This is a genomic window from Variovorax sp. 10N432, from assembly GCF_056394465.1.
Window position 1 is genome coordinate 40,499 of sequence record NZ_JBFTHX010000027.1, and the last position, 18,256, is coordinate 58,754.

Sequence of the window (18,256 nt, forward strand, 5' to 3'; positions counted from 1 at the left end):
CTTCGGGCCCGGGCGCGGAATACACCGAGCCCAGCCCGAAAGGAAACGCAACATGACCAGCACCTGCCGCCTGAAGTTGTACGGAATCGCTTTTGCGAGCGCGATCGTGGTGGCCGCCTGCGGTGGCGGCGGTGGCTATTCCGGCGGCATGGCGTCGGTCATCGCCCCGCCTGCCGCCGCCCCTGCCGGCGGCGGCGCGGCCGTCATGGCCAAGGGCTTCGTCGCGACCAACCTGGTGTCCGACCTGCCGGTCGCGAACACGCTGTATGCGAACGCCAACGCCGATCCGACCCTGGTCGACGCGTGGGGCGTGGTCTTCAACCCGCGGGCCTTCGTCTGGGTGGCGAACCGGTCCAGCTCGACCTCGACGCTGTACGACGGCGCCGGCGTTCCGCAGTCGCTGGTGGTGTCGATCCCGCCCGGCACTGCGGGCAGCGCCAGGCCGACCGGCATCGTCTTCAACGGCCATTCGGACTTCATGGTCACGGCCAACGGCATGTCCGGCGCCAGTGCCTTCATCTTCGCCGGCCTGGGCGGCACGCTGTCGGGCTGGTCGCCCGGCGTCGACCAGACCCATGCCATCACCGTCTTCGACGGCGGCAACGCCGGGGCGGTCTACACGGGGCTGGCGCTCGCCAGCCGGGGCGCGTCGGACTTCCTGTACGCGGCGGATTTCCGGAATGCGACGGTCGACATGTTCGACGCGACATTCAACAAGGTCGGCGGCGCGGGCAGCTTCGTCGACCAGGCCTTGCCGCCCGGCTATGCGCCCTACGGCATCCAGGCGATCGGCGACCGGGTCTATGTGAGCTATGCCAGGCAGGGCGCACAGACGGGCGTTGCTGTCCCGGGCGCCGGGCAGGGCGCGATCGACGTCTTCGACACCGCCGGCAACCTGGTCAAGCGGCTGGTGTCGCCCGGCGGCGCGCTCAACGCACCGTGGGGCATGGCCATGGCGCCGGCCGCCTTCGGCAGCTTCGGCAACGCCTTGCTGGTGGCCAACGTGGGCGACGGAAAGATCAACGCGTTCGACACCTCGACCGGTGTTCTGCTGGGCACAATGTCGATGGCGGACGGCAATCCGATCGCCATCGACGGACTGCACGGGATCGCGTTCGGCAACGGCATCGGCAACCAGCCGACGGACACGCTTTTCTTCGCCGCGGGCCCCGGCGGAGGAACCCATGGCGTCTACGGGCGCATCGACTTCCGCTGAAGCCTGGGCCATGAAGGAGCAATCACCATGAAACGTGCAATGACAGTCTTCGTTTCCGTCGCCTCGCTCGCCTTCAGCCTGTCCGCGCTCGCGGCTGGGGGAGGGGGTGGAGGTGGCGGTGGTGGCGGCGGTGGTGGTGGTGGAGGAGGCGGCGGTGGACCGGGAACCAGCGAGCAAGTCAATCCCGATCCCGACTTCAGGGCCGGCATGACGGCCGTCAAGAAGGAGGACTGGCAGCAGGTCGTGGCCCATATGACGGTCTACGTGCTTCGCGCGCCGGGCGATGCCGATGCCTGGAACGAGCTCGGCCACGCGCACCGCAAGCTCGGCAACATGGACCTGGCGCTGAGCGACTACGACAAGGCGCTGAAGATCAACCCGAAGCACCGGGGCGCGCACGAATACCTCGGCGAAGCCTACCTGCAGATGGGCGACCTCGGCCGGGCCGAACAGGAGCTGAAGGTGCTCGATTCGCTCTGCTTCTTTCCGTGCGAGGAGTTCACCGACCTGAAGGGGGAGATCGCGAAGTACCGCAGCCAGCAACGCGCGCAGTCGGGATCGTGACGCCTTGAAGCCGCATGCCGCCGCCAGGGTGCTGCTGCTCGCCGGGGCGCTGTGCACGCTCGCCGCTGCCGGCGCGCAGCAGGTCGCGATCGAGACCAACGGCCAGGGCGAGTCGATCACCGTGACGGCGTCGGCCGAGATGCGGGTGGACCCGCGCACCGTGTGGGGCGTCATCACCGACTACGACCATCTCGCCGAGTTCATTCCGTACATGCGCAGCTCGCGCGTGGTGCGGCGCGCCGCCGACCACGTCATCGTCGAGCAGACGGGGGAGTTCGGCTTCCTGTGGTTCAGCCAGCCGGTGGAGGCGCGGCTGGCGGTGGTCGAGATCCCGCCGCGGTCGGTCGTGGCGCATGCGGTCGGCGGCAATCTGAGGGAGATGGAAGGCCGCTACACGGTGGCGATCATGCCCACCGGCGCGGTGCGGCTGAGCTATTCGGGCCGGCTGGTGCCCGACTTCGCGGTCCCGCCGGTGATCGGCAAGATGGTGGTGCGCAACGTGCTCGCCGATCAGTTCCGGGCCATGGTCGAGGAGATCGTGCGCCGCGATGCGGAGAAGGCGCAGTAGGTTCGTCGCACGCCCTCTTGCCCCGTCACTCGTCAGTCATCTCGAGTCCCGTTCATTGATTGAATGGACTGGGGCTTTATATTCAGACGTTTCTTATTTCTCAATCGGAAGTTAATACCTGTCGCGCAATGCGAAGGTGTGATTGGCAATCAATGCCAATGCAATGACTCGCAGTGACTGGCTCAATGCCATGTCGCAATACAACAACGCAACTCCAATTAGTTGAGGTCGACTTTGCATAGTCACTGGTTGACTTTGCATGAATGACGCTGCCCGGAATAAAGGCCTCTGATGCAATAGCGACAACTTCCCAAAAGGAGGTTGGCCCGGGGTCTGGTGGGAGCGAGAAGTGCCAGTCACTCACAGCCCTTCGCACCGGAGCCCTATGTTTAACCTTGGAGAAACTTGCAATGAAAAAATCTCTAGTTGCCCTGGCTGCCATGGCTGTCGCCGGTATCGCTTCGGCCCAGTCGTCGGTCACCCTGTTCGGCGTGGTCGACGCGACCATCAGCGGCTTCTCGAACAAGTCGGAAGACCGGAACGCTCCCACCCTCGAAAGCCTGGCGAACCAGACCTTCGTCAACCGCGGCACCGCCACGACCAGCCAGACCGTGCTGCGCAACTCGGGCTACAACTCCAGCCGCCTGGGCTTCCGCGGCACCGAAGACCTCGGTGGCGGCCTGGCCGCCAGCTTCTGGCTCGAAGGCGCCCTGAACAATGACGACGGTACCGGCACTGCTGTCGGCGGTGGCCAGAACTGGCAACGCCGTTCGACCGTCAGCCTGTCCGGCAACTTCGGTGAAATCCGCCTCGGCCGCGACTACACCCCGACGTTCTGGAACGACACCGTGTTCGATCCGTTCGGCACCAATGGCGTGGGCACCAACCTGATCTCGACCGCCAACGGCTACAACAACCCGGGCAGCGTGATCTCGCAAGGCGGCTTCACCGCCAACACGACCTACACCCGCGCCAGCAACTCGATCGGCTACTTCCTGCCGCCGAACCTGGGCGGCTTCTACGGCCAGTTCATGTACGCCATGAACGAGAAGACCAGCTATGACCCGGGCCGCTTGACGCCTGTGGTCACCGACCCCAAGACGGGGTTGGTGGTAGCCGGCAACGAGCGCGCCGGCCGCTACATCGGTGGTCGCGTCGGCTATGCAAACGGCCCGCTGGACGTCGCGCTCGCCTACGGCGAAAGCACCGTCGGATCGGACTTCTACAAGGGCCTCACCGACAGCCTCGACACCTGGAACCTCGGCGCTTCCTACGACTTCGGTGTCGTCAAGCTGTTCGGCGAATTCTCCAACGCCAAGCTGAAGCGCGACTCTTCGACGCCCTTCGTGGCGACCGCCGCCAACCCGTTCGGATTCCGTCAGCCCAGCGCCGACGGTTGGCTGCTCGGTGCGACCGTGCCGGTCGGCGCTGGCCTGATCCGCATGTCGTACTCGGCGGTGAACTACAAGAACACCGGCACGTACATCGACCAGGTGCTTGGCTTCCGTCCCGACCCGAAGGCCGACAAGTTCGCCCTGGGCTATGTCCACAACCTGTCGAAGCGCACGGCCCTGTACGCGACGGTGGCGCGCGTGAACAACAAGGAAGGCGCCGACCTGACGCTGGGCGGCCCGGCGTTCGTGACCACTTCGGCGGGTGCCACGATGACCCCGAAGAGCTCGACCGGCTACGACCTCGGCATTCGCCACTCGTTCTGATTCGAGGCGCAAGCCCGGATCAAGCAGCCAGCCCCGAAAGGCTGTCCGGTCATGGCCGGACAGCCTTTTTTTATTCCAGGCCAGGGAGAGTCTCCAGTGCAGAACGATGTTTCATCGAGTCACGGCGAGGGTGCAATGATCGACCTCAACGATCTTCGCATCTTTGCCTATGTCGCCTCGCTTGCCAGCTTTTCGTCGGCAGCCGATGCTTTGCAGATCCACAAGTCGAGCGTGAGCCGCAGCGTCACCCGCCTAGAAACCATGCTCGACGCGCCTCTGCTCCAGCGCACGACCCGCAAGGTCTCGTTGACCCCGCGCGGCCGGGAGCTGAAGGAGCGGTGCGTCGACATCCTCTCGCGCATCCACGAGACGATCGGCTACCTCGGGCCAGTCGACCGGAGGCCGACGGGCGTGCCAGCGCGGCGTGCGCGCTTCGACGCCTAGTGCGGCTTAGTACAGCCTAGTGCAGCCCGCCGCGCAAGGTCTGCCGCATCTTGCTCGGCGGCACGCGGTACCAGCACTTGAACTTGCGGCTGAAGTTGGTGGGGTCGTTGTAGCCGAGCTGCGATGCAATGGCCTCCATCGACAGCTCGGTGTGCTGCAGGTACCAGGCGGCGTGCGTCTTGCGCAGGTCGTCCTTGATGTCGGAGTAGTTGAGCCCCGCTTCGGCCAGCCGGCGCGCCAGCGTCCGGGCCGAGATGCCCAGGTCGGTGGCGAGCTCGCCGACCTCGGGGTTGGCCGTCAGGCGTTCGAGCAGCGCGCGGCGAACGCGCGCCACGAAGTCCCCGTGCCCCAGTTCCGACTCCATCTTGCGGCATGCCTGCGCCGCCTCGTGGAAGGCGTCGGGGTCGGCGGCGGTCGAGCGCACTTGAAGCAGCTCGACCGGCAACTGGAAGCTGAGGTGCTCCTGGTCGAACTCGACCCGCCGGACATAGCGCAGGCAGGGGATGTCGTTGCCGGTCGGGCGAGGGTACGGCAAGCCTGCCGTGAGCTCGTCGGCCGGCCGTCCCAGGATGGCTTCGAGCAGGCGGCAGTGGGCGCCCAGGATCGACTGCATGACGAAGACATGGGTCTCGCACAGGGGGCGCATCGGCTTGACCCTGAGCGTGCTCCAGCGCGGCCCGTTCTCGATCTTGATGTCCATGCTGCGGAAGATGAGCCTGGCATGCCGGCTCAAGAACTGCAGGCCCTGGCCCAGGGTGTCGCTGGTCACGGCGGCGATGCCGACCGGGCTGTGATAAGGCTGGAGCATCGACCCCGCCATCAGCCCCAGCGCGGGTTCGCCGCTGGTCTGGATGGCGTGCGTGACAAAGCGGCGGAAGACCGAGAAGTCGACCATCCGCTGGCCGTCGCTGAGATCCTGCCAGGCCAGGCCGGCACTCGCGAGCACGTCCGACGGCCGAACGCCGCGGCTGTTCAGGCAATCGACGATGCTTCGGATGTAGACGGGATGTGCGAACGGAATGGCGACTTCGCCTTGGACTGTCACGGTCGATCAGGGTAGAGATTGGAGCGCGTCCAATCTACCCCGCGCCGCTTGGACGCCATTCCTGAACTTGTCGCGAATCTTCCCTTTGGTCGGCAGGTCTTTCGCGTCAAGCCGTTTGCGGGATCTCCAGGTTGTCGATCAGCCGGGTGCTTCCCAGTCGCGCCGCGGCCAGCGCCACCAGGGGCTCGTCCGCGGCCGGTGCCTGCAGGTCGGCGCGCCGCCGCAGCACCATGTAGTCGGGCTGCCAGCCGCGCGCGCTGAGCGATTGCATCGCGCGCGCCTCGATCGCGGCGAAGTCGCGCTCGCCCGCCTGCACCGCCGCGGCCATGGCCTTCAGCGCGAGCGACAGTTGCACGGCCTCGACGCGCGCGGACTGGCCCAGGTAGCCGTTGCGCGAAGACAGCGCGAGCCCGTCGTCGGCGCGCCGGGTCTCGCTGCCCACGATCTCGATCGGCAAGGCGAACTGCCGCACCATGTGGCGGATGACCAGCAGCTGCTGGTAGTCCTTCTTGCCGAACACGGCCACGCGCGGCTGCACGCAGGCGAAGAGTTTCATGACGACCGTGCAGACGCCGACGAAGAAGCCCGGGCGGAAGTGACCTTCGAGGATGTCGGCCAGGGCGCCGTCGGGATGCACCTTGCAGGTCTGGGGTTCCGGGTACAGGGCACGTTCGTCGGGCGCGAACAGCACGTCGCAGCCGGCCGCCTGCAGCTTCTCGCAGTCGCTGTCCCAGGTGCGCGGATAGGTGTCGAAATCCTCGTGCGGAAGGAACTGCAGGCGGTTCACGAAGATGCTGGCGACCGTGACGTCGCCCCGCGGCCTGGCCTGCCGCACGAGGTCGAGGTGGCCGTCGTGCAGGTTGCCCATGGTGGGGACGAAGGCGGGGCGTTCGAAGCGGCCCAGGTGGTCGCGCAGTTCAGGGAGGGTGCGGATGACGTGCATGGTCGGGGCGCCTACCAGGCGTGGAGTGAGTCGTCGGGAAAAATGCCGTCCTTGACGGCGCGGACGTAGGCCTGCATGGCCTCGGCGATGCCGGGCGCATCGGCCATGAAGTTGCGCACGAACTTCGGCAGCTTGCCGAGTCCGACGCCCAGCATGTCGTGCATCACCAGCACCTGGCCCGCGGTGCCGCGGCCGGCGCCGATGCCGATGGTGGCGCAGTGCTTCAGTTCGGCCGTGAGTTCGGCGGCCAGCGTGGCGGGCACCATCTCGAGCACCAGCATCGCGGCGCCTGCGTCCTGCAGCGCATGGGCCTGCTGCTTGAGCAGGGCCGCGGCCTCGCCGCTGCGGCCCTGCACGCGGTAGCCGCCGAGCGCATGCACCGTCTGTGGCGTGAGGCCCAGGTGGGCGCAGACCGGAATGCCGCGCTCGACCAGGAAGCGCACGGTGTCGGTGGTCCAGCCGCCGCCTTCGAGCTTGACCATGTGGGCGCCGGCCTGCATCAGCACGGCGGCGCTGTGCAGCGCCTGTTCGCGCGACGCGTGGTAGCTGCCGAAGGGCAGGTCGGCGATCAGCCAGGCCGTGCCCTGGACCCGGCGCAATCCGCGTTCGACGCTTTCGGTGTGGTAGCGCATGGTGTCCAGCGACACGCCCACGGTGCTGTTGAGGCCCTGGCAGACCATGCCCAGCGAGTCGCCGACCAGAAGGCATTCGACACCCGCGGCATCGGCCACGGCGGCGAAGGTGGCGTCGTAGGCGGTGAGCATGACGATCTTCTCGCCGCGCGCGTGCATGTCGGCCAGCCGCGGCAGGCTGAGCGGCTTGCGCGTGGCCGGCGGCGAGGCCGGGGGCAGGGTGCCGTAGGGGATGGCCGCGTCGGCGGCCGCAGGGTTTGCCATGGCGGGTCGCTCAGGCCGCGACGGCCTCGCCGGAGGCGGCCTGCACCGGGATGTGGGCGCGCTCGTCCTTGATGCGGTTGGCGCCGTCGACGAACACCAGCTTCGGTCGATGGCCGGCCACCTGGTCCTCGGGCACCAGGCCGAAGGCGGCGATGATGATCAGGTCGCCGACCGAGGCCCGGCGCGCGGCCGAGCCGTTGACGGAAATGATGCCGCTGCCGCGCTGGCCGCGAATCGCATAGGTCACGAAGCGCTCTCCGTTGTTGATGTTCCAGATGTGGACCTGCTCGTTCTCGGCCAGGCCGGCGGCGTCGAGCAGGTCTTCGTCGATGGCGCAGGAGCCTTCGTAGTGCAGTTCGCAGTCGGTGACCGCGACACGGTGGATCTTGGACTTGAGCAGGGTGCGGAACATGATGCGAAAGCTCTTTCTCTGTGGACGAAAAGACGAAGGGCGTCCGCGTCAGAGCGCGGGCGGCACGAGGATGGTCGGTGCCGCGGGTGCGGCGAGTGCCGGGTAGTCACGGCTGAAGTGCAGGCCGCGGCTTTCGCGCCGGGCCTGCGCCGAGCGCACGATCAGGTCCGCCACCTGCACCAGGTTGCGCAGCTCGAGCAGGTCGCGCGTGACGTGGAAGTTGCCGTAGAACTCCTGCACCTCGCCTTGCAGCAGCGCGATGCGGTGCGCCGCGCGTTCGAGTCGCTTGTTGGTGCGCACGATGCCGACGTAGTCCCACATGAAGCGGCGCAGCTCGTCCCAGTTGTGCGAGATGACCACCGTCTCGTCGGCATCGGCGACGCGGCTGTCGTCCCAGGCCGGCAGCGCGGCCTGGGGCTGCCGGGGTGATTCGACGATGGCCGCGGCGGCGGCGCGGGCGAACACCATGCACTCGACCAGCGAATTGCTGGCCAGCCGGTTGGCGCCGTGCAGGCCGGTGCAGGCGGTCTCGCCGATCGCGTAGAGGCCGGGCACGTCGGTGCGGCCGGCCAGGTCGGTGAGCACGCCGCCGCAGGTGTAGTGCGCGGCCGGCACCACCGGGATCGGCGAGCGCGTGATGTCGATGCCGAGCGCTGCGCAGCGCGCCAGGATGTTCGGGAAGTGCTCCTGCAGGAAGGCCGGGCTCTGGTGCGAGATGTCGAGGTGCACGCAGTCGAGCCCGTGCTTCTTCATCTCGAAGTCGATGGCGCGCGCCACGATGTCGCGCGGCGCGAGCTCGGCGCGCGCGTCGTGCGCGGGCATGAAGCGGGTGCCATCCGGCAGCAGCAGCCGGCCGCCCTCGCCGCGCACCGCTTCGCTGATCAGGAAGGACTTGGCATCGGGGTGGTAGAGGCAGGTCGGGTGGAACTGGATGAACTCCATGTTCGCGACCCGGCAGCCCGCGCGCCAGGCCGCCGCGATGCCGTCGCCGGTGGCGGTGTCCGGATTGCTCGTGTAGAGGTAGACCTTGCCGGCACCGCCCGTCGCCAGCACGGTGTGCGCTGCGCGAAAGGTGAGCACCTCGTCGGTGGCCTCGTCGAGCACGTGCAGGCCCTGGCAGCCGGTGTCGGCGAGCCCGAGCTTGCGGCCCGTGATCAGGTCGACCAGCGTGTGCTGCTCGAACAGCGTGATGTTGGGCGTGCGCCTCACCTGCTCGATCAGCGTGCGCTGCACCGCGGCGCCGGTGGCGTCGGCCGCATGCACGATGCGGCGCTGGCTGTGGCCGCCTTCGCGCGTGAGGTGCAGCGCGCCGTCCTCGAGCGAGAAGGGCACGCCGAGCCCGCGCAGCCAGGCGATGGCCTCGGGCGCATGCTCGACCACGAAGCGCGTGGCGGCCAGGTCGCAGAGGCCCGCGCCCGCCACCAGCGTGTCGTCGACATGCGACTGCACGCTGTCGCCATCGGCGAGCACCGCTGCGATGCCGCCCTGGGCCCACTGGCTGGCGCCATCGTCCACCGCGCGCTTGGTGATGATGGCCACGCGATGCGTGGCTGCGAGATGCAGTGCGGTGCTGAGTCCGGCCAGGCCGCTGCCGACGATGAGCACGTCGAATTCATGAAAAATCACAGGTCTTCGCTCTTGCTTCGGATGTCAAACGGGGCGAACCATAACCGACTCTTGCGCTACGCCTGCGTGCATTTGCGCGCACCGGCCGGTGTCGGTATCGCTGCTACGATCGCGGCCATTCGCTGCTTGTGCGCGGCCTCGCGTTTCCGATGATCAAGATGGACAGTACCCTCGATTTTTCTTCCGCCGAGTGGGCCGCCGTGGTGCGTGCCGATGCACTGCGGGCCCTCGATGAAGACGTTGCAGGCGGCGATCTCACGGCCTCTCTGATCGATGCCGATCGCCGCGCGGTGGCGCGCGTCGTCGCCCGCGAGTCCGCCGTGCTGTGCGGCATCCCCTGGGTCGAGGCGGTGGTGCGGCATCTGGCCCCCGATGCGCGGATCACCTGGCATGTCGAAGAGGGCGCCCGCTGCGCGCCGGACCAGGTCGTGCTCGAACTCGCGGGCGCTGCCAGGGCGCTGCTCACGGCCGAGCGCACCGCGCTCAATTTCCTGCAACTGTTGAGTGCGGTGGCGACCAAGACCGCGCTGCATGTCGATGCCGTGCGCGGCACGCGGGCCCGGATCGTCGACACCCGCAAGACGCTGCCCGGCCTTCGGCTGGCGCAGAAGTACGCGGTGCGCGCCGGCGGCGGCGTCAACCATCGCATCGGCCTCTACGACGCCGTGCTGATCAAGGAGAACCACATCGTCGCGGCGGGCGGCGTGAGCGCGGCGCTGCGTGCCGCGGCGCGCGTCGCGGGCCGTGCGAAGTTCGTGCAGATCGAGGTCGAGACGCTGGCGCAGCTCGACGAGGCGCTGGCCAACGGCGCCCGCATGCTGCTGCTGGACAACATGGACCTGCCGACCTTGCGCGAGGCGGTGCGCCGCAACGATGCCGCTGGCGATGCCCGTGCCGTGCTCGAGATCTCGGGCGGCGTGACGCTCGAGGGCTTGCGCGCCCTGGCCGAGACCGGGGTCGACCGGATCTCCATCGGTGCCTTGACCAAGGACGTCAAGGCGATCGATTTCTCGATGCGATTCCAGGAGGCTTGAGAATGAGCTTCGCCATGATCGATGTCGACTACGAGCAGCCGCTGGCCACCGGCGACGGCAGCACGGCATGCGACACCCGCCATGCCTGGGCCCGCGTGCCGCCCGAGCCCGGGCCGGGCGAGCGCGAGGCCTTGAAGGCACGCATCCGCCGCCTGCTGCGCGAGCGCGATGCGGTGATGGTGTCGCACTACTACGTCCATCCCGACCTGCAGGACCTGGCCGAGGAGACCGGCGGCCTGGTGAGCGATTCGCTCGAGATGGCGCGCTTCGGCCGCGACCATGCGGCGCGCACGCTGGTGGTCTCGGGCGTGCGCTTCATGGGCGAGACCGCCAAGATCCTGTCGCCCGACAAGCGGATCCTGATGCCCGACCTCGACGCGACCTGTTCGCTCGACCTCGGATGCCCGGAAGAAGACTTCGCCCGCTTCTGCGCTCTGCATCCCGACCGCACGGTCGTGGTCTATGCCAACACCAGCGCCGCCGTGAAGGCGCGCGCGGACTGGCTCGTGACGTCCAGCTGCGCGCTCGACGTGGTTCGCGCGCTGACGGCGCAGGGGCAGAAGATCCTGTGGGCCCCCGACCGGCACCTGGGCGACTACATCCGCCGCCAGACCGGCGCCGACATGGTGAGCTGGGGCGGCGCCTGCATCGTGCACGATGAATTCAAGGCGCTCGAACTCGAGCTGCTCAAGAAGCAGCACCCGGCCGCCCGCGTGCTGGTGCATCCCGAGGCGCCGGCCGATGTGATCGCGCTGGCCGATGCTGTGGGTTCGACCTCGGCCATCCTGAGCGCGGCGCAGCGCATGGACGCCAGCGAGTTCATCGTCGCCACCGACAGCGGCATGCTGCACAAGCTGCGCACCCTGAACCCGGGCAAGACTTTCATCGAGGCGCCCACGGCCGGCAACTCGGCCACGTGCAAGAGCTGCGCCCACTGTCCGTGGATGGCCATGAACGGCCTTGCCGGTCTCGCCCACGTGCTGGAGACGGGTGCCGGCGAGGTGCATGTCGAGCCGGCATTGGGGCTGCGGGCGCGGGTGCCGATCGACCGCATGCTGGCCTTCACGGCCGCGTTGCGGGGCGGCCAGCCCGTCGATCACCTGGTCGCCGGCATCGGCGCGGCCTGAGCCTTCAGGCGCGCTTGAAGAGCCGCTTGAACCAGCCCTTCGGCTGATTCGCCGACTCTTCGACCGGCGCCGGTTCGCTCTCCGGCAGCTCGATGCCGCGGACCAGTTGCGCCAGCGACTCGAAGATCATTCGCCGGGCTTCCAGCCGGACAGCGCTGCGGCGGTGGAAGGCGATGACGGCCCGGCCGACCTGGAGCGAGTCGCCCCCAAGGTCGAAGAAGTTGTCGGTGCGCATGACGGCGTCGCCGTCCACTTCCAGCAACTCGCACCAGATCGCGGCCAGGGCGCGCTCCGCCGGCGTCGAAGGCGCATCGGCGGCGCTCGCCTGGGGCCGCTGTTCGGCCCGCGGCGCCGGCAGCGCGTGCCGGTCGACCTTGCCGTTGGGCAGCAGCGGCAGGGCGTCGAGCGCGACGTAGTGCTGCGGCAGCATGTAGTCGGGCAGCTTGATGCGCAGGTGGTCCCTGAGCGCCGCCGCGTCGAGGTCGCCGCCGCGCAGGACGACATAGGCCACCAGCTGCGCATCGCCGGGGCGGTCTTCGCGCGCCATGACCAGGCACTGCGCGACATCGGCATGCGCCTGCAGCCGGGCTTCGATCTCGCCCGGTTCGATGCGATGGCCGCGCACCTTGATCTGGAAGTCGAGCCGCCCCTGGTGCTCTAGCAGGCCGTCGTGGCGCCAGCGCCCGCGGTCGCCGGTGCGGTACATGCGCGCCTGCGGGTCGGTGCCGAAGGGGTCGGGGACGAAGCGTTCGGCGGTCAGTTCCGGCCGCTGCAGGTAGCCGGTCGCCACGCCTTCGCCGCCGATGAAGATCTCCCCCGACACGCCGGCCGGGCAGCGCTTGCCCTGGGCGTCGAGCACATGGATGGCGGTGTTCGCGATCGGGCGGCCGATGGCGATGGTCTGCGCGTCCGGCGGCACCCTCCAGCAGGTGGACCAGACCGTGGTCTCGGTCGGGCCGTACAGGTTCCAGAGTTCGCTGGTGCGCGCCGAGAGTTGCCCGGCCAGCTGCGGACCGAGGCTCTCGCCGCCGACCAGCGCCTTGAAGGACGGCGAGCCGTGCCATCCGGCATCGATCAGCAGTCGCCAGGTTGCGGGCGTGGCCTGCATCAGGGTAGCCCGCGACCGCGCGAGCAGCGCGCGCAGCGCCTCGCCGTCGACGGCCTGTTCGCGGGTCGCGAGCACCAGGGTCGCGCCGCCGAGCAGCGGCAGCAGCAGTTCGAGCACCGCGATGTCGAAGCTCAGCGTGGTCACGGCGACGACCACATCGTCCTGCGCCAGACCGGGTTCGCGCTGCATCGACAGCAGGAAGTTCACCACGGCGCGGTGCGGCACCACCACGCCCTTGGGCTTGCCGGTGGAGCCCGAGGTGTAGATGACATAGGCCGGGTCCTGCGGCCGTGCGTCGCGCGCCGCATCGGCCGGCAGGGCAGTGGCGGGCTGCGCCAGCAGTTCAGCCTGCGCCTGGTCGAGCAGCAGCTTCGGCACGGCCAGGTCCTGCCACGGCGCGGCCAGAGATTGCTCGGTCACCAGCAGCGTCAGCGCGGCGTGGAGCGCCATGTCGTGCAGCCGCTGCAGCGGATAGGCCGGGTCCAGCGGCACATAGGCGCCGCCGGCGCTCAGGATCGCGAGCTGTGCCACCACCATCGCCGGCGTGCGCTGCACGCAGAGGCCCACCAGGCTGCCCCGTTGCACGCCGCGCGCACGCAGCACGCGGGCCAGGCGGCGCACGCGCGACCAGAGTTCCGGGTAGTCCAGGGTGTCGCCGGGCATCTGTGCGATGGCGGTGCCGGGCGCCTCGCAGCGGGCCTCGAGGAGGCGGTGCAGGGTGAGCTCGCGCGGATAGGCGCGCTCGGTCCGGTTCCAGGCCGCGAGCCGGGCCAGGTCTTCGGGGCTGGCGGCCGCATGGTCGTGCAGGGGCCGTTCCGGCTGGGCGATGAAGCGCCCGAGCAAATGCATGTAGTTGTCCAGGATCGCCTGGGCGGTCTCGGCGGTGAACAGCTCGGTCGAATAGGTCAGGGAGATCGCGTGCTCGCGCTCGGTGTCGATCGTCAATTCGAGATCGAACAGCGTCGCGTGCAGGTCGGTGCGCAGGACGCTCGCCTCCAGCCCCTCGAACTCAGAGCGCTTGCGCGGGGTGTTCAGCACGTTGAACAGCACGCGGATCTCGGGCGCCCGGGTTCCGGTCCGCTGCTTGTGCAGGCTGTCCATCAGGTAGTCGAACGGGATGTCCTGGTGCATGAACGCCGACAGGCAGGTCTCGCGCACCTGCTGCGCGAGTTCGTGGAAGCTCTGCGTCGCGCGCACCTGGCTGCGCAGGGCCAGCGTGTTGACCAGCGAGCCGACCACTTCCTCGGACTCGATGCGCATGCGCCCCGCGATCGGCGTCCCGACCACGATGTCCTCCTGCCCGCAATAGCGCGACAGCATGGCCTGGAATGCCGCCAGCAGCGTCATGAAGGGGGTGAGCCCCTGGCCGCGGCTGTAGCGCTGGATGCCGCCCAGCCAGTCAGCGGGCAAGGGCAGCCGGACACGTTCGCCGCGGCTGCTGTGGCGCTGCACCGCGGCGGTGTCGGAGGTCAGTTGCAGGGGGCTCATGCCGGCCAGCTGGCCCAGCCAGTACTGCGTCTGGCTGGCGAGCACGCGGTCGCCGATGTGGGCTCGCTGCCAGCTGGCGTAGTCGACGAAATCGAAGGCGCGCGGACTGTCGCTGCCGGCGTCGCCGCGCAGCTCGGCGGCGTACAGGTCCTGCAGCTCGCGCAGCAGGATGTTCCATGACCAGTCGTCGCCGATGATGTGGTGCATCACGAGGACCAGGACATGGTCGTCGGCGCCGAGCCGCATCAGGACGAAGCGGTGCAAGGGCCCGCTCGCCAGGTCGAAAGGCGCGTTGGCGATGCGCCCGGCATGGCTTTGAATGGCGAGGTCGCGTTCGCTCTCCGGGACCTCCGACAGGTCGAGCTCGATGACGTTGGCCGGCTGCACCTCGCCGATGAAGGCCGCGGGTTCGGTGTTCACGAGTTCGAAGGTCGTGCGAAACGCCTCGTGCCTGGCGACCAGGCGGTCGAAGGCCCGGCGCAGCGCGGCGCGGTCCAGCGGCCCGCGCAGGCGCATCGTGTCGCGCATGTTGTAGGCGGCGCCCTCGGGGTCCAGCTGGTTCAGGACCCACATGCCCCGCTGCGAGAACGACAGCGGCAGGGGCCCCGAACGCGAGACGGGCTCGATCGGCGCCAGCGGCCCGGCGGCGTCGGCCGCCGGGCCGGAGGCAAGCTGGCCCACGGCCTCGGCCATCTGCTCGATCGTCGGGTGATCGAAGATCTGCCGCAGGGGGAACTCCACCCCCAGGGTCGAACGGATCCGCGACACGATCTGGGTGGCGAGCAGCGAATGCCCGCCCAGGTCGAAGAAGTTCGCGCGCATGCCGAAGCCCGACTTGCCCAGCACATCGCTCCAGATGTCCAGCAAGGCGGATTCGATCGGCGATCGCGGCGCGAGCCGGTCGAGCGTCGACGCATCGGCCTCGGGGCTGGGAAGGCGGCTTCGGTCGAGCTTTCCGTTGGCCAGGCGCGGCAGCTCCGGCAGGATCACGAACGCGCTCGGGATCATGTGGTCGGGCAGCCTGGACTTCAGCGCCGCGCGCAGGGAACGCGGATCGGCGGGCCCTCGGGGCACCACGTAGGCGACCAGCTCCTTGCGGCCGGCGACCACTTCGCGCAGGACCACCGCGCTCACCTGCACCTGCTCGCAAGCCGACAGCGCGGACTCGATCTCCCCGAGTTCGATCCGGAAGCCGCGCAGCTTGACCTGGTCGTCCTGGCGCTCGATGAACTCCACCACGCCGTCGTGCAGCCAGCGCGCCGAGTCGCCGGTCCGGTACATCGTCTCGCCCGGCCGGAAGGGGTTGGGCACGAAGCGTTCGGCGCTGAGTTCGGGGCGGCGGTGGTAGCCGCGCCCGACGCCCAGCCCGCCGACGTACAGCTCGCCGGCCACGTTGACGGGCTGAGGCTGCAGTCGGGCATCGAGCACATACAACTGGGCGTTGGTGATCGGACGGCCGATCGGCACGATCGCCCGCTCGGGCAAGGGCTCGGCGACTTCGTACCAGGCGCTGTCCACGGTGGCTTCCGTGGGGCCGTAGAAGTTGCCGAGTCGGACGCCGGGCAGGGCCTGGCGGAACGACACGGCGAGCCCGCGGTCCATGGCTTCGCCGCCGCTCAACACGTAGCGAAGGCCCGGGCAGGCGGTGCGGTCCATCTCTCCCAGCATCACACGCAGCTCGGACGGCACGAACTGGACGACGCTGATGTCGTGGTCGCGGATCGCCTCGGCCAGCCGGCGCATGTCCTGGTGGACATCGGGCTCGGCGATGACGAGCGTCGCGCCGCAGCACAGCGGCGAGAAGAACTCCCAGAGCGACGCGTCGAAGCTCGACGAGGTCTTCTGCAGCACGCGGTCGCCCGCCGTCAGCTCCAGGGCGTCGATCATCCACAGTACGTGGTTGCTCAGGCCGCCGTGCATCAGCTGTGCCGCCTTGGGGGTGCCGGTCGAGCCGGAGGTATAGATCAGATAGGCCAGCTGGTCCGGGCGCGACGGTGCGGTCTGTTCGGCCAGGGGCTCCCGCGGGACTTCGCCGCCGTCGTCCGGAACCACCAGGGTCCGGGTCGGCACGGCGGTGTCGATCCGCCGCAGCCGATCCGCCAGCGCCGCCTGCGTCAACACCACGGCGGGCGTCGCATCGTCCAGCATCGCCTGCAGCCGCTCGGTCGGGTGGGCGGGGTCCAGCGGAAGAAAGACGCCGCCGGCCTTGAAGATCGCCATCAGGGCCACCGCCAGGCCGATGCAGCGCTGCATGCAGAGGCCGACGACCACCTCGGGCCCGACACCCAGCGCGCGCAGCTCGCCGGCAAGCCGGTCCGACAGCAGGTCGAGTTCGCGGTAGCTGGTGCTGCCTGCGCCGGAGCGCAGCGCGACGGCCTCGGGCGTCGCTCGCGCCTGGGCCCGGAAGAGTTCGTGCACCGGCAGCTCGCGCGCCACGGCGGGGAGCCGCTGGTTCCAATCGAACAGCATCCGGTGCCGCTCGGCGTCATCCATCAGCGGCAGGCGGTCCAGCGGGCCGTCGGGATCGGCGACGATGCCGCGCAGCAGATGGACGAAGTGCGCCGCCAGCCGCTCGATGGTCTCCGCCTCGAACAGGTCGGTGCGGTACTCGAACAAGGCCTCGAGTCCGGCGTCGGATTCGACCATCGTCAGCGAAAGATCGAACTTGGAGGTGCGGGCATGCACTCGGACCTGCTCGTTCGCGAGTCCGTCGAGTTCGAGCAGGCGATGGGGAAAGTTGTCGAGCGCGAACGCGACCTGGTAGAGCGGATTCCGGCTGGCATCGCGTTCCGGGCTCAATTCGGCCACCAGCCGGTCGAAGGGCATCTCCTGGTGCACCAGCGCCGCGCGCGCGGTCCGCCGCACGCGTTTCAGCAGTTCGGTGAAGCTGCCCCCGCCTTCGAGCTGGTTGCGCATGACCACCGTGTTGGCGAAGTAGCCCACCACGTCGCGCAACTGGGCCCCGTTGCGAGCCGCCACCGGAACACCGACTGCGATGTCGCTCTGCCCGGTGTAGCGCATCAGGAGCACATTGAACGCCGCCAGCAGCGTGGTGAAGGTGGTGGCGTCCTGCTGCCTCGCCAGCGCCCGCAGGTCGGCGGCGAGCGCGGGATCGATGGCCAGCGACAGGGTCCGGCCCTCGTAGGCCATCTGCAACGGCCGGTTGCGGTCGGTCGGCAGGTTCAGGGTCTGCAGCCCGCGCAGGTTCTCGCGCCAATGGCCGAGCTGGGCCTGCAGTCCATCGCGCTCGAAACGATCACGCTGCCAGCGGACGCAGTCGGAGAAGCGCAGTGGCGGCGCGGCCAGGCCGGCGTCGTCGCCGCCCTGGGCATAGAGCCGGCCGAGTTCGCGGCGAATGACGTTCATGGACCATCCGTCGGCCACGATGTGGTGCACGACCAGCACCAGGACATGATCGTCGGGTGCGATCCGCAACAATTCGGCGCGCAGCAACGGGGCCTTCGACAGGTCGAAGGGCTGGGCGATGCTGGCGCCGATGCGCGCCAGGAGCGTGGTCCCGGCGGCGTCTGCCGGCCCGAGTTCGACCTGCCGCAAACTGAAGCGCTGCTGCGCCGCGGGCGCCGGGAGGACCCACTGCCGGGGCGCCTGCCCGGAGGTGTGGAACGCGGTGCGCAGGCTGTCGTGGCGGGCGATCAGCGTGCGCAAGCTGCGTTCGAGCACTTCGGCGTCCAGGGGGCCACGATGCCGGCTTGCCGAATGGATGTTGTAGGGCGCGCCCCCCTCGGCCATCTGATCGAGGAACCACAGGCCTTCCTGCTGGAAGGACAAGGGGGCGGCCTCGGCCGCGAAGTCGGACGAGGCTTTCCTGGACGCTAGTGGTTGCTCACACATGCAATGCGTAACATTTTAGTACACATTAATGCAACGTGATTCGACCTGGCGTCAGACAAGCTCCCTGGGTCCTGAAAGGCAAACTCCTCAGACGGTGACAGCGATTCGCACGGTAAGGCAGCGGCGGTCGCCCCTGCATCACCAGAAAGGAGGTTGACATGAGGATTTGCAGAAAGATGTGTACTTAAGTTTCGAAATCGTTCATTATTGCCGCC

Annotated in this window: 13 protein-coding genes; 7 read left to right on the forward strand and 6 right to left on the reverse strand. The window is 68.7% G+C overall.

What is annotated here, in order from left to right; genetic code table 11:
* Positions 1-52: 52 nt before the first annotated feature.
* The 5 genes from AC1DF3_RS26015 to AC1DF3_RS26035 all read left to right on the forward strand — a co-directional run bounded on the left by AC1DF3_RS26015 (position 53) and on the right by AC1DF3_RS26035 (position 4,510).
* The gene (locus tag AC1DF3_RS26015) at positions 53-1,216 is read left to right on the forward strand and encodes a TIGR03118 family protein (RefSeq protein WP_286534554.1); all 1,164 of its coding nucleotides are present in this window, start codon (positions 53-55) and stop codon (positions 1,214-1,216) included.
* Between the two features lie 27 nt (positions 1,217-1,243).
* Positions 1,244-1,780 (forward strand): tetratricopeptide repeat protein, encoded by a 537-nt coding sequence (locus AC1DF3_RS26020; protein WP_478141328.1) that lies wholly within the window; start codon positions 1,244-1,246, stop codon positions 1,778-1,780.
* Between the two features lie 4 nt (positions 1,781-1,784).
* Positions 1,785-2,348, forward strand: a complete 564-nt coding sequence (locus AC1DF3_RS26025; protein ID WP_478141329.1) for an SRPBCC family protein — start codon at positions 1,785-1,787, stop codon at positions 2,346-2,348.
* 410 nt (positions 2,349-2,758) lie between these two features.
* Positions 2,759-4,066 carry a porin gene (locus AC1DF3_RS26030; protein WP_478141330.1) on the forward strand — a complete coding sequence of 436 codons (1,308 nt, stop codon included), beginning with the start codon at positions 2,759-2,761 and terminating at the stop codon, positions 4,064-4,066.
* A 135-nt stretch (positions 4,067-4,201) separates the two neighbouring features.
* The gene (locus tag AC1DF3_RS26035; protein ID WP_478141331.1) at positions 4,202-4,510 is read left to right on the forward strand and encodes a LysR family transcriptional regulator; all 309 of its coding nucleotides are present in this window, start codon (positions 4,202-4,204) and stop codon (positions 4,508-4,510) included.
* A gap of 16 nt (positions 4,511-4,526) precedes the next feature.
* On the opposite strand, the gene AC1DF3_RS26040 is transcribed toward AC1DF3_RS26035, so the two are convergent.
* The 5 genes from AC1DF3_RS26040 to nadB form a co-directional block, all read right to left on the reverse strand.
* Positions 4,527-5,555: an AraC family transcriptional regulator gene (locus AC1DF3_RS26040; RefSeq protein WP_478141332.1), complete on the reverse strand. Its 1,029-nt coding sequence runs from the start codon at positions 5,553-5,555 to the stop codon at positions 4,527-4,529.
* A gap of 106 nt (positions 5,556-5,661) precedes the next feature.
* The gene (gene panC, locus AC1DF3_RS26045; protein ID WP_478141333.1) at positions 5,662-6,498 is read right to left on the reverse strand and encodes a pantoate--beta-alanine ligase; all 837 of its coding nucleotides are present in this window, start codon (positions 6,496-6,498) and stop codon (positions 5,662-5,664) included.
* A gap of 11 nt (positions 6,499-6,509) precedes the next feature.
* The gene (gene panB / locus AC1DF3_RS26050) at positions 6,510-7,394 is read right to left on the reverse strand and encodes a 3-methyl-2-oxobutanoate hydroxymethyltransferase (RefSeq protein WP_478141334.1); all 885 of its coding nucleotides are present in this window, start codon (positions 7,392-7,394) and stop codon (positions 6,510-6,512) included.
* 10 nt (positions 7,395-7,404) lie between these two features.
* Positions 7,405-7,806: an aspartate 1-decarboxylase gene (gene panD, locus AC1DF3_RS26055; protein ID WP_478141335.1), complete on the reverse strand. Its 402-nt coding sequence runs from the start codon at positions 7,804-7,806 to the stop codon at positions 7,405-7,407.
* Positions 7,807-7,854: 48 nt separating this feature from the next.
* Entirely contained in the window at positions 7,855-9,432 is a 1,578-nt protein-coding gene (gene nadB, locus AC1DF3_RS26060) for an L-aspartate oxidase (protein WP_478141336.1), read from the reverse strand.
* A 158-nt stretch (positions 9,433-9,590) separates the two neighbouring features.
* Between nadB and nadC the strand changes: the two genes are divergently transcribed.
* Together nadC and nadA are read left to right on the forward strand one after the other, a co-directional pair.
* The gene (nadC, locus tag AC1DF3_RS26065; RefSeq protein ID WP_478141337.1) at positions 9,591-10,466 is read left to right on the forward strand and encodes a carboxylating nicotinate-nucleotide diphosphorylase; all 876 of its coding nucleotides are present in this window, start codon (positions 9,591-9,593) and stop codon (positions 10,464-10,466) included.
* 2 nt (positions 10,467-10,468) lie between these two features.
* Positions 10,469-11,593: a quinolinate synthase NadA gene (gene nadA, locus AC1DF3_RS26070; protein ID WP_478141338.1), complete on the forward strand. Its 1,125-nt coding sequence runs from the start codon at positions 10,469-10,471 to the stop codon at positions 11,591-11,593.
* A gap of 4 nt (positions 11,594-11,597) precedes the next feature.
* Here nadA and AC1DF3_RS26075 read toward each other — a convergent pair whose 3' ends face one another.
* Positions 11,598-18,041, reverse strand: a complete 6,444-nt coding sequence (locus tag AC1DF3_RS26075; protein ID WP_478141339.1) for an amino acid adenylation domain-containing protein — start codon at positions 18,039-18,041, stop codon at positions 11,598-11,600.
* Positions 18,042-18,256: the final 215 nt, after the last annotated feature.